The sequence below is a fragment of the Microbacterium sp. 10L49 genome, assembly GCF_056395125.1.
The window spans coordinates 297,137-309,001 of the sequence record NZ_JBFTIW010000003.1 but is presented as its reverse complement, the minus strand read 5'-3'; the positions used below and the strand labels follow the sequence as shown (position 1 = coordinate 309,001).

General features: G+C 69.6%; 10 protein-coding genes. 6 read left to right on the top strand and 4 right to left on the bottom strand.

What is annotated here, in order from left to right:
- Positions 1-6: 6 nt before the first annotated feature.
- Positions 7-1,677 carry a GspE/PulE family protein gene (locus AC1DCT_RS09315; RefSeq protein WP_440734340.1) on the bottom strand — a complete coding sequence of 557 codons (1,671 nt, stop codon included), beginning with the start codon at positions 1,675-1,677 and terminating at the stop codon, positions 7-9.
- 181 nt (positions 1,678-1,858) lie between these two features.
- Between AC1DCT_RS09315 and AC1DCT_RS09310 the strand changes: the two genes are divergently transcribed.
- From AC1DCT_RS09310 to AC1DCT_RS09295, 4 genes are all read left to right on the top strand, one after another.
- Complete coding sequence (locus AC1DCT_RS09310; protein ID WP_440734339.1) at positions 1,859-2,287, top strand: SRPBCC family protein; 429 nt, start codon at positions 1,859-1,861, stop codon at positions 2,285-2,287.
- A 105-nt stretch (positions 2,288-2,392) separates the two neighbouring features.
- On the top strand, positions 2,393-4,360 hold the full coding sequence (locus AC1DCT_RS09305) for a M13 family metallopeptidase (RefSeq protein ID WP_477428731.1): 1,968 nt from the start codon (positions 2,393-2,395) through the stop codon (positions 4,358-4,360).
- Positions 4,361-4,605: 245 nt separating this feature from the next.
- Complete coding sequence (locus AC1DCT_RS09300; protein WP_477428729.1) at positions 4,606-4,998, top strand: hypothetical protein; 393 nt, start codon at positions 4,606-4,608, stop codon at positions 4,996-4,998.
- Positions 4,999-5,081: 83 nt separating this feature from the next.
- A complete protein-coding gene (locus tag AC1DCT_RS09295) occupies positions 5,082-5,957 on the top strand; it encodes an NAD-dependent epimerase/dehydratase family protein (RefSeq protein ID WP_477428727.1) in 876 nt (291 codons plus the stop codon).
- 119 nt (positions 5,958-6,076) lie between these two features.
- Here AC1DCT_RS09295 and AC1DCT_RS09290 read toward each other — a convergent pair whose 3' ends face one another.
- A complete protein-coding gene (locus tag AC1DCT_RS09290; RefSeq protein ID WP_477428725.1) occupies positions 6,077-7,546 on the bottom strand; it encodes a peptide MFS transporter in 1,470 nt (489 codons plus the stop codon).
- 159 nt (positions 7,547-7,705) lie between these two features.
- Between AC1DCT_RS09290 and AC1DCT_RS09285 the strand changes: the two genes are divergently transcribed.
- Complete coding sequence (locus AC1DCT_RS09285) at positions 7,706-9,091, top strand: glycine--tRNA ligase (RefSeq protein ID WP_477230235.1); 1,386 nt, start codon at positions 7,706-7,708, stop codon at positions 9,089-9,091.
- 353 nt (positions 9,092-9,444) lie between these two features.
- Here AC1DCT_RS09285 and AC1DCT_RS09280 read toward each other — a convergent pair whose 3' ends face one another.
- Positions 9,445-10,341 (bottom strand): RNA polymerase sigma-70 factor, encoded by an 897-nt coding sequence (locus AC1DCT_RS09280; protein WP_477230236.1) that lies wholly within the window; start codon positions 10,339-10,341, stop codon positions 9,445-9,447.
- The gene (locus AC1DCT_RS09275; RefSeq protein WP_477428723.1) at positions 10,338-10,934 is read right to left on the bottom strand and encodes a carboxymuconolactone decarboxylase family protein; all 597 of its coding nucleotides are present in this window, start codon (positions 10,932-10,934) and stop codon (positions 10,338-10,340) included. The genes AC1DCT_RS09280 and AC1DCT_RS09275 overlap by 4 nt, the downstream gene beginning before the upstream one ends.
- 107 nt (positions 10,935-11,041) lie before the next feature.
- Here AC1DCT_RS09275 and AC1DCT_RS09270 point away from each other — a divergent pair, with 107 nt between their 5' ends.
- Positions 11,042-11,857 carry a serine hydrolase domain-containing protein gene (locus tag AC1DCT_RS09270; protein ID WP_477428721.1) on the top strand — a complete coding sequence of 272 codons (816 nt, stop codon included), beginning with the start codon at positions 11,042-11,044 and terminating at the stop codon, positions 11,855-11,857.
- Positions 11,858-11,865 lie beyond the last annotated feature (8 nt).

The following is an 11,865-nucleotide window of genomic DNA, read 5'->3' as shown; positions in this document are numbered from 1 at the left end:
CGGGCGTCACACCGAGACGCGCAGCACCTCTTCGATCGTGGTGATGCCCTGGGCGACCTTGGCCCAGCCATCGTCGCGCAGCGGGATCATGCCCTGCTCCAGGGCGATCTCGCGCAGCTCGCCGCCGGTCGCGCGGCCCACGAGCGCCTGCTCGATGCGGTCGGTGACCTCCATCGCCTCGTGCAGCGCGACCCGGCCGCGGTAGCCGGTGCTGGAGCACGCCGTGCACCCCACCGCGCGGAACACGGTGGCGTCGTCGATGAGCTCGACCGGCATGCCGACGGCCTCGAGCATCGCCCGGTCGTCGTCGATCGGCAGGCGGCACTTCGTGCACAGCCGCCGCGCGAGCCGCTGTGCGATCACCGCGCTCAGCGCCGTCGCCACGAGGAACGGCTCGGTGCCGATCTCCACCAGCCGGGTGAGCGCACTCGGGGCGTCGTTGGTGTGCAGGGTCGACAGCACGAGGTGGCCGGTCAGCGCCGCCTCGATCGAGATCGCCGCGGTCTCGCGGTCGCGGATCTCACCGACCAGCACCACATCCGGGTCGGCGCGCAGGATCGACCGCAGCGCGGTCGCGAACGTGAGGCCGGCCCGCGGGTTCACCTGGATCTGGTTGATGTCCGGGATCCGGTACTCCACCGGATCCTCGACCGTGATCACGTTCACGCGCGGGTTCGCCACCGCCCGCAGCGCCGTGTACAGCGTCGTGGACTTGCCGGATCCGGTCGGGCCCGTCACCAGCACCATGCCGTGCGGGCGCGAGATCGCCTGCGTGAAGCGCTCGGCGTTGGTGTCGGAGAACAGCAGATCCGACATCAGCATCACCTGGCCGCTGTTGTCGAGGATGCGCATCACGATCTTCTCGCCCCACACCGTCGGCAGCGTCGCCACGCGCAGGTCGACGCTGCGGCCCTCGTGCAGCACCGAGATGCGCCCGTCCTGCGGCACCCGCTTCTCGGCGATGTCGATCGACGACATGATCTTCAGCCGCGAGATGACGCCGTCCTGGATGCTGCGGTCGGCGCGCTGCATCTCGTGCAGCACACCGTCGATGCGGAACCGCACCGTGAGCCGATGCTCGCCCGGCTCGATGTGGATGTCGCTCGCGCGGTCGTTGATCGCCTGCGTGATGAGCAGGTTCACGAACCGCACCACGGGCGCGTCCGCGTCCTGATCGTCGAGCTGCTCCGTGAAGACGATGTGCGAGGAGGATCCGGACGCCTCGCCGATCTGCTCGGACAGGTCGGTGAGCTCCTCATCCGAGCGCAGGAACCGCTCGAACGCCTGGTTCAGGGCCTCGCCCGTGACCACGACCGGGCTCACCCGCAGATCCGTGATGCTGGCGACGTCGTCGAGGGCGATGATGTCGGTCGGATCCAGCATCGCCACGGTCAGCTGGTCGCGGTACTGCCGCAGCGGCAGCAGCCGGTAGCGCCGGCACATCACACCCGGCACGAGCGAGATGACCTCGGGATCCAGCGGATACGAGCCGAGATCGACGTACGGCGTGCTCGTCGCCACCGAGACGGCCTCGGCCAGCTGCACCTCGTTCACCAGGCCGTGCCGCAGCAGATAGTCGGGCAGGGCGTCTCCGTCGCCCACCGCCGACATCGCGGAGTTCACGTCTTCGGCGCGCGCAGCGCCGGTCAGCACGAGCATCTGCCCCAGACCACGCATGGGATCCCCATCCCGCAGCGCCCCAAACGCCGCTCTTGTGCTCATCCTAGGGCCGCACGGGCTCGAGCGGGAGGGCGATATTCCGGTCGGCAGCCCGACGCGGCCTCCGCGTGCGATCGCGGGTCCGGAATCTCTCGCTCCGGTCCTGTACCGCCGGCCAGCGGAGCACGATACTGGGCACATGCCTTCCGCATCGCGGACGATCGAGATCGCCGCTCCCATCGAGACCGTGTTCGGGTTCTTCGCCGATCCGAGCAATGACCCGACCTGGCGCCCAGCCGTCAAGGAGATGCGGGCCGAGGGCGCGCCCGGCGTGGGCGCGACCGTGCATCAGGTGATCGCGGGCCCGGGCGGACGATCGATCGACGCCGATCTCCGGATCACGGAGTACTCCGCGCCCAGCCGTTACGCGTTCGCCACGATCGCCGGCCCGGTGCGCCCCCTCGGCAGCTACACCTTCGCCGAGGTGCCGAGCGGCACCCTCGTCACGTTCGAGCTGTCGGTCGAGCTGAGCGGCCTCAAGAAGCTGCTCATGAGCGGGCCGGTGCAGAAGAGCATGGACGGCGAGATGGCCGCGTTCGACAAGGCGAAGGCGCTCCTGGAGTCCTGACGGGGACACCGGATCCGGCAGCACTCCCCGCAGTCCGCGACCAGCGAACAGCCGAGGCACGGATCCGCTCTCCTCTTGTCGGGGCGTCCGCATAGGCTGGGCCTCATGACCGACGTTCTTCCCTCCGGCCTCGCCACCGGCGACTTCGACCCCGCGATCCGCCCTCAGGACGACCTCTACCGGCACGTGAACCACACGTTCCTCTCCACCACGGAGATCCCCGCAGACAAGGCGCGCTGGGGATCCTTCCACCTCCTCGCCGACCAGTCCGAGAAGGACGTGCGCGCGATCATCGAGGAGTCCCAGGGCGCTGAGCCCGGCACCGAGGCGCGCAAGATCGGCGACCTGTACGCGAGCTTCATGGACACCGAGCGCATCGCCGCGCTCGGCACCGCTCCGCTGGCCGAACCGCTCGCGGCCGTCGACGCGATCACCACGATCGACGAGTTCCTCGCGACGGTCGGATCCTTCGACCGCCAGGGCATCGCCGCACTGATCGGCGTGTTCGTGGAGCCGGATCCGGGCAACCCCGAGCGCTACGTGCCGTTCGTGGTGCAGGCCGGCATCTCGCTGCCCGACGAGAGCTACTACCGCCTGGACAGCTTCGAGGGCACCCGCGCCGCCTACCGCGCCCACCTGGAGCGGATCCTGGCCCTTGCCGGCGTCGCGGACGCCGCAGGGCAGGCCGACCGCGCCTTCGCGCTCGAGCACGACATCGCCGGGCACCACTGGGACAACGTGGAGAGCCGCGACGCGGTCAAGACGTACAACCTGAAGAGCTGGGACGAGTTCCAGACTCTCGTCGGTGTGGACCTCGCCTCGTGGCGCGACGCCGTCGCGGGCCCGGCCGGAGCCGACGCGTTCGCCGAGGCCGTCGTCTACCAGCCGAGCTTCTTCGAGGGACTCGGATCCCTGCTCACCGCAGAGCGCCTGGACGACTGGAAGGCCTGGCTGCGGGCCAAGGTCGTGCACGGTCTCGCCGCCTACCTCACCGACGACATCGTGCAGGAGAACTTCTCGTTCTACGGCACCGAGCTCACCGGCGTGCCCACCATCCGGGAGCGTTGGAAGCGCGGCGTCTCGCTCGTCGAGGGCTCGCTCGGAGATGCGGTCGGCAAGGTCTACGTCGAGCGGCACTACCCGCCGTCCGCCAAGGCGGCGATGGACGAGCTCATCGGCAACCTGCTCGAGGCGTACCGCCAGTCGATCACGACGCTCGAGTGGATGAGCCCGGAGACCCGCGAGAAGGCGCTCGCCAAGCTCGACACGTTCACGCCCAAGATCGGGCACCCCAAGGTGTGGCGCGACTACTCAACCGTGACGGTCGACGCCGGGGACCTGATCGGCAACGCCGGTCGCGCCGCGCAGTTCGAGCACGACCGCACGATCGGCAAGGTGGGCAAGCCCATCGACCGCGACGAGTGGTTCATGCCGCCGCAGATGGTGAACGCGTACTACAACCCGCTGATGAACGAGATCGTGTTCCCCGCGGCGATCCTGCAGTACCCGTTCTTCGACGCCTCCCGCGACGCGGCGGCCAACTACGGCGGAATCGGATCCGTCATCGGCCACGAGATCGGGCACGGCTTCGACGACCAGGGCAGCCGCTACGACGGCGACGGCAAACTGCAGGACTGGTGGACGGACGAGGACCGCGCCGCGTTCGAGGAGCGCACGAAGTCGCTCATCGCGCAGTACGACGCGCTCGTGCCGGAGGGGCTGAGCGCCGAGCACCACGTGAACGGCGCCCTCACGATCGGTGAGAACATCGGCGACCTCGGCGGCCTCGGCATCGCGCTCAAGGCGTACGAGCTCGCGCTCGGCGGCGAGGAGGCGCCCGTCATCGACGGCCTCACCGGCGCGCAGCGCCTGCTGCTGTCGTGGGCCCAGGTGTGGCAGCAGAAGAGCCGCGAGGCCGAGACGATCCGCCTGCTGACCATCGACCCGCACTCGCCCAACGAGTTCCGATGCAACCAGATCCTGCGGAACATCGACGCCTTCTACGAGGCGTTCGACGTGACCGAGTCGGACAAGCTCTGGCTCGCCCCCGAGGAGCGCGTCACGATCTGGTGATCGTCTGACCGCGCGAACGCCCGCCCCGATCTCCGGGGTGGGCGTTCTGTCGTTCGGCGGTTGCACTGCCCGCCCCGCCCCGCCGAGAGCACATCCTCTCGCCGAGCGCACATCCCCGTCGCGCGGTGGGCATGTGCACTCGCGGGGAGCATGTGCTCTCGAGGCCCTGGGCACCGCGTTTCGTCTCGCTCCTCGCTGCGCTCGGGGCTCGCTCAACGACCGGGAGCGCCGACTAGGCTCGCCCCATGATCCCCGCAGACTGGACCCCGCATCGCCGCGAGGACGGCGAACTCCTGGGCTGGATCCGCCCCGAGGGCGCCGACTGGCTCGCCGTCGACGTGCTCGGGCGCGAGGTCACCGGCGAGATCGACTGGCTCGACGCCGAGGCGGCGCTCGAGGAGCACGGGATCCGCTGGCTCGCGGATCCGTGGATCCTGGAGGGCGAGGGACCGGAGCCGCTGCGGGTGCAGATCGTGGAGGTCGTGCCGGAGGGCGACGGCCGGATCACGGTCAAGGTCGACGACTTCGGCGACATGCAACGCCCGCCCACGCAGCAGTACACGCTGACGTGGCCGCTTCCGGCGCGCCTGCGCCCGCTCGGCCCCGACGATCCGGACGGGCGCACGATCACCCGCTGACCGGCACGCCATTCCGTACCGGAACGGATCCGACGCGCCGCGGACGGGAATACCACCCTGCGTGCGGCGCGTTCGCGAAACGTATGAAGGTTCTTCTCACCGGCGCGACCGGATACATCGGCACTTCCGTCCTCGACCGGCTGCTCGCGGAGGGGCACGCGGTCACCGCCCTGGTCCGCGATACGGCGAAGGCACGCGTGGTCGAAGAAGCGGGGGCGACAGGGCTGGTCGGCGATGTCACCGACGCGACGCTCATCGCAGAAGCGGTGCGCGCGGTCGACGGCGTCATCCACACGGCCTCCACGCCCGAAGGCGACGCGGCGTTCATCGACGCCGTGCTCGGCGCGCTCGAGGGCACCGGCAAGCCGTTCGTGCACACCGGCGGCATCTGGAGCTACGGCTCCTCGGACGACATCACCGAGGACACGGCCCTCGACCGGCCCGCCCTCACGGCCTGGCGTGGAGCGGGAGAGGCCCGCGTCCTGGGCGCGGACGGCCTCCGCGGGACCGTCGTCGCGCCCGCGACGGTGTACGGCCGCGGTGGCGGACTGGTGCGGCTGCTCACCGACGAGACCGACGGCGGAGTGCTCCTGATCGGCGACGGCAGCCAGCACTGGACCACGGTCGATGTCGACGACCTGGCCGCGCTGTACGTGCTCGCGCTCGAGAAGGGCGGCCGGGGCGAGACGTACATCGGGGCGTCCGGGCAGAACCCGACCGTGCGCGAGCTCGGCGAGGCGATCGCCGCCGGTTACGGCGTGACGGAGGGCGTCCGCGCCGAGAGCGTCACGGAGACCCGTGAGCGTCTGGGCGAGGCCTTCGCCGATGCGCTCCTGCTCGACGAGCAGGCCACCGGCGCGAAGGCCCGGGCCGAGCTCGGATGGGCGCCGACCGCGCGCCCGCTCGTCGCGCAGCTCGCCGAGGGCGAGTATCTCGGCGAGAGCGTCTCCGCGCGCTGAGCACGAAGGCCGGGGCTGGGCGCTGATCGCCCGGCCCCGCCTTTCGGCTCACGCACAGGTTCGTGAGCGAGCGGAGCAAGACGAAGGGCGCTTAGAGCCCTGGGAGCCGGGCGTCCGCGTCAGCGCACGCCCTTCATGAGCGCGAGAACGGGCTTGACCGACACCAGCAGCCCGATCCCGACGATGATCGCGATCGCGCCGAGGATCGAGAAGTACGGCACCTCGTTGTGCGGGTCGTAGAACTGCACGAGCCAGCCCGAGATCGCGGTGCCCAGCGACACGGACAGGAAGAACAGCGCGACCATCTGGGTGTGGAACGCGGCCGGCGCGAGCTTCGTGGCCGCGGACAGGCCGATCGGCGACAGCAGCAGCTCGGCGACCGTGAAGACGAACAGGATCCCGATGATCGCCAGCAGTGGGGTCGAGTTCGCGGCGCCGCCGGCGAACGGCAGGAACAGCAGGAACGCGGCACCCATGATGATGGCGCCCAGCGCGAACTTCACCGGCGTCGACGGCTGACGAGCGCCGAGCTTCGTCCAGATCGCGGCGAACACCCCCGACAGCACGATGATGAAGACCGGGTTGATCGACTGCACCCACGACACCGGCATCTCCCAGCCGAACAGGTCGCGGTTCAGGCGCTCGTCCGAGTACACCGTCAGTACGGTGAACTGCTGCTGGTACAGCGACCAGAACGCCACGCTCGTGATGAACAGCGGCAGGAACCCCCACACCCGGGAGCGCTCTGTCGCGTCGATGCGGCGGCTCGTGAGGATCACCGCGAAGTAGGCGATCGCGGCGACGGTGGCCGCGATGATCACCATGGTCGACAGGTTGTCCGCGCGGATCACGCCGACGAGCACGAGCACGACGATGAGCAGGATCGCGGCGATCGCGACGATCACGGCCGTCAGATAGCGGTTGCGCGGCAGCGGGTTCGCGATGCGGCTGGCCTCGGCCGGCAGCCCACGGCGTCCGAACGAGTACTGCACGAGGCCGGCGGCCATGCCGATCGCGGCGAGGCCGAAGCCGAAGTGGAAGCCCAGCGTCGACTGCAGCAGACCGGTGAGGATCGGTCCGAAGAATCCGCCGAGGTTGATGCCCAGGTAGAAGAGCGAGAAGCCGGCGTCGCGCCGCGGGTCCTCGGCCGCGTAGAGGGTGCCGACCACGGAGGTGGCGTTGGCCTTGAGGCCTCCGGATCCGATCGCCACGAGCACCAGACCCACGCCCACGCCCACGACGCCCGGCAGCAGCGCCAGGGCGATGTGGCCCGCCATGATCACGATCGCGCTGAAGAACAGCGTGCGCTCGGATCCGAGGATACGGTCCGCGACCCAGGCGCCGAGGATCGTGGCCAGATAAACGGATCCGCCGTAGGCGCCGACGATGCCGCCGGCGATGCCCTTGTCGAGGCCGAGCCCTCCGTCGGTGACGGAGTAGTACAGGTAGATGAGCAGGATCCCCTGCATGCCGTAGAAGCTGAACCGCTCCCACATCTCCACCCCGAACAGGTGGGCGAGGGCCCACGGCTGCCCGAAGAATCGGGTGTCGTGGTCGCCGTGCTTCTCGGTCTCCTGTGCGGTGCTCATCATTCCAGCGTAAGCCGCGCCGGCGCGCGCCGCGGAAAGGCCCGACTCAGCCCACCGCCCCGAGCACGAACCCCGCGTCGAGGACAAGAGGTCCCGGATAGGATTGAGTCGCGCCTCTTCGTGCGCATTCCCCGCATCATCGCGACCATTGGAGCCACCGTGGCCGAACAGTCCCGTCTTGACAAGGTCATCGCCCTCGCCCGCCACCGCGGGTTCGTGTTCCAGGCGGGTGAGATCTACGGGGGCTCACGCTCGGCCTGGGACTACGGCCCCCTCGGCACCGAGCTCAAGGAGAACATCCGCCGGCAGTGGTGGCAGACGTTCGTGCGCGGCCGCGGCGACATGGTGGGTCTGGACTCCTCGATCATCCTGCCCAAGCGGGTGTGGGAGGCCTCGGGCCACGTCGCGACGTTCACGGATCCGCTCGTCGAGTGCCTCCAGTGCCACAAGCGCTTCCGCGCCGACACCCTCATCGAGGACTTCGAGGCCCGCAAGGGCCGTCCCGCCGAGAACGGCCTGGCCGACGTGCCCTGCCCCAACTGCGGCACCAAGGGCCAGTACACCGAGCCCAAGGCGTTCTCGGGTCTCGTGAAGACCTACCTCGGCGTGGTCGACGACGAGTCCGGCGTGTACTTCCTGCGCCCGGAGACCGCGCAGGGCATCTTCGTGAACTTCTCGAACGTGCTCACCGCCTCGCGCAAGAAGCCGCCGTTCGGCATCGGCCAGGTGGGCAAGGCGTTCCGCAACGAGATCACGCCCGGCAACTTCATCTTCCGCACGCGCGAGTTCGAGCAGATGGAGATCGAGTACTTCGTGCCGCCCGCCGAGGCGCAGGAGTGGTTCGAGCACTGGGTGCAGGAGTGCTGGGACTGGTTCATCGACCTCGGGATCAACCCCGAGAACATGCGTCAGTTCGATGTGCCGGAGGACGACCGCGCGCACTACTCCGCCGGCACCATCGACGTCGAGTACCGCTTCGGCTTCGCGGGCAAGGAGTGGGGCGAGCTCATGGGCGTCGCCAACCGCACCGACTTCGACCTGACCAACCACAGCGAGGCCTCCGGATCCTCGCTCACCTACTTCGACCAGGCCTCGGGCGAGAAGTACACCCCCTACGTGATCGAGCCGTCGTTCGGCCTCACCCGCTCGATGATGGCGTTCCTCGTGGACGCCTATGTCGAGGAGGAGGTGCCGAACGCCAAGGGCGGATCCGACGTGCGCACCGTGCTGAAGCTCGACCCGCGCCTCGCGCCGGTCAAGGTCGCGGTGCTGCCGCTCAGCCGCAACGAGCGCCTCTCGCCGCTGGCCCGCGAGGTGGCCGACAAGCTGCGCGGGCACTGGGCCATCGACTTCGACGACGCCGGTGCGATCGGCCGCCGCTACCGCCGCCAGGACGAGATCGGCACCCCGTTCTGCGTCACGATCGACTTCGACTCGCTCGACGACGACGCGGTGACCGTCCGCGACCGCGACACGATGGCGCAGGAGCGCGTGCCGCTCGCCGAGCTCGACACTTATCTGTCGGAGCGCCTCAAGGGCGCCTGACCGGGCATGACGAAGGGCCGCGATTCACCGTGTGGATCGCGGCCCTTTCGCCGTCTCAGCGTCGGGCGCTCAGAAGTCTTCGCCCTCGGCCTGTGAGGGGTGCTTCTCGAACCAGACGGGGCGGCCGATGTGCAGCAGCGCGTCGGAGTCGAACAGTTCGGGGTCGCGTTCCATGGAGATGCTCCTTGTAGACAGGGGGGCTTGGATCCAGTTTCCGGTGCATTCGCCCGCCCTTCTGGGCGATCTGTCGTGAAAGAACCTGGGATCCTTCGCAATGTGCAAGGAATGAGACGTGGCGGATGGTCGCAGGTACCCGGCCTCGCGCTGTGGCGGGTCGGGGGGCTGCACCGGGATCAGCGGGCGAGCGGCGCCTCGGCGTCCAGCCCGGAGAGCTTGCCCGGGTTGGCGACCGAGAAGACCTGCGTGATGCGGCTCTCCTCGACGGTGAAGCTCACCGCCGCGAGTAGCTCGCCACCCACCTGGATCCCCGCGGCGAGCATGCCGTTCACCCGCAGCGGGATCACCGCGAAGGCCGTGTCGAGCTTGGCGATGCTGCCCTGCAGGAACGCCACCACACGATCGGCGCCGTGCAGCGGACGCCGTGCCGCGTGCCGCACGAGCCCGCCGCTGTCGGTGACCGACACCACGTCGGGAGCGAGCACGTCCATGAGCCCCTGCACATCGCCGGAGTTCATCACCGCGATGAAGCGCTGCACGGCGAGATCGTGCTCGGAGGCGTCGACCGCGATGCGCGGGCGGCGGGCGGCCACGTGGTCGCGGGCGCGGTGCGCGATCTGCCGCACCGCCGCCGGGGTCTTGCCCACTGCGTCGGCGATCTCGTCGAACGGCACGTCGAACACCTCGCGCAGCACGAACACCGCGCGCTCGGTCGGGCCCAGCGTCTCGAGCACCGTGAGCATCGCGACCGACACGCTCTCGGCGAGCACCACGTCCTCGGCCACGTCGGCGGTCGTCAGCAACGGCTCCGGCAGCCACGGGCCCACGTACTCCTCGCGCCGGCGGGACGCCGTCCGCAGCAGGTTCAGGGACTGCCGGGTCACGGTGCGCACCAGATAGGCGCGGGGATCGCGCACGTCGTCGCGATCGGCCGACGCCCAGCGCAGCCACGACTCCTGCAGGACGTCCTCGGCGTCGGCGGCGGATCCGAGGATCTCGTACGCGACCGTGAACAGCAGGCCGCGGTGCGTGACGAACGGATCCTCGGGCGCCGGCCGGCTCGCGTCGCTCATGCGGGCGACGTTACGCGGGTCTCGGCCAGCGTAGCCAGCGGCGCGAGCCCGCAGGCGTCCGCGAAGCCGTCCGAGTGGATCCCGAGCGCGATGTTCGCGCGAGCGGTCGCGTTGAGGTAGCCGACCTTCGCGGCGAGCTCGAGCAGTGCCGGGGCGCCCAGCTCCGCGAGCAGCTCGTCCGAGAGCTCGTCGGTGACGGCGGGTGGTGTCAAGCTCATCGCCTCGGCGTACTCCATCACGAGCCGCTCCCTGTGCGTGAACCTGGTGGACTCGCGCCAGATCGGCACCTCGCGCGCCTTGTCCTCGTCGAGCCCGTGGTCGTGCGCCATGAAGTAGTGCAGGTCGAGGCAGAAGCTGCAGCCGACGGTCGCGGCCGCCGTCATGGTGGCCAGTGTCGACAGGCTCTTGTCGAGCTCGTGCCACTTCTCGGTCTTGCGTCCGAAGTTCATCATGTCGGTGAACACCGGGCGGTGATGCCAGAGCACCCCGATCGAGTCGGGCACCCGGCCGAACATCTTCTTCGTGGCGAACTTCACCACGGCGCCGTACAGTCCGGTCACCTCGGTCGCGGGGACGCGGGTCTGGGTCGTCATGATCTGCTCCTTCTGCGGCGCGCTTCTCGCGCCTTCGACATGGAGACACCGCCCGGCTGCGATGTGTGACATCCGGATCCGAATTGGTCCCATGGGACGATGGATCCGTGGACACGACGACCTTCGCAGCGACCGACGGCTTCCCGCACACGGCTCTGGTCGGCGTCACAGGCCCCGAGCGGACGCTCGCCGTTCAGGGGGATCCGCAGGCCGTCCTGCCGCTCGCCTCGGTGACCAAGCCGCTGACCGCTTGGGGCGTGTTCGTCGCGATCGAGTGCGGGCTGGTCGATCTGGACGAGCCGGCGGGGCCCGCAGGAGCGACGGTGCTGAACCTGCTCGACCACACCAGCGGGCTGCCCATGGAGGGGGAGGGGCCGTTGAAGGCCCCCGGTGAGCGGCGCATCTACTCGAATGCCGGCTTCGACGCGCTCGCCGCGCACGTCGCCGACGCCGTCGGCATGGACTTCGCGGACTGGATGCTGCGGGAGGTCGCGCTGCCGCTCGGCATGGAGCGCACGGATGTCACCGGACGTCCGTCGGCAGGCGCATCCGCCTCGATCGAGGACCTGCTGATCTTCGGGCGCGAGGTACTGCGGCCGACACTGATCCCGGCTGCGCTGCGCGACCTCGCCCTCACCGTCTCGCACCCCGGGCTGCGCGGGATCGTCCCTGGCTACGGCTCGTACGCCGACAACCAGTGGGGCCTGGGTTTCGAGCTGAAGGGGGTCAAGTCGCCGCATTGGCTGGCGGACTCGTTCCCACCCGAGACCGCCGGCCATTTCGGAGCCCTCGGCAGCTTCCTGCTCGTCGACCGCTCGCGGGACCTCGCCGCCGCGTTCCTCTCCGGCGTCCCGTTCGGCGAGGAGCACAAGCGGATCTGGCCCGCGCTGACCGAGGAGATCGTCACGCGCTACGGAGGCTGATCCGGATC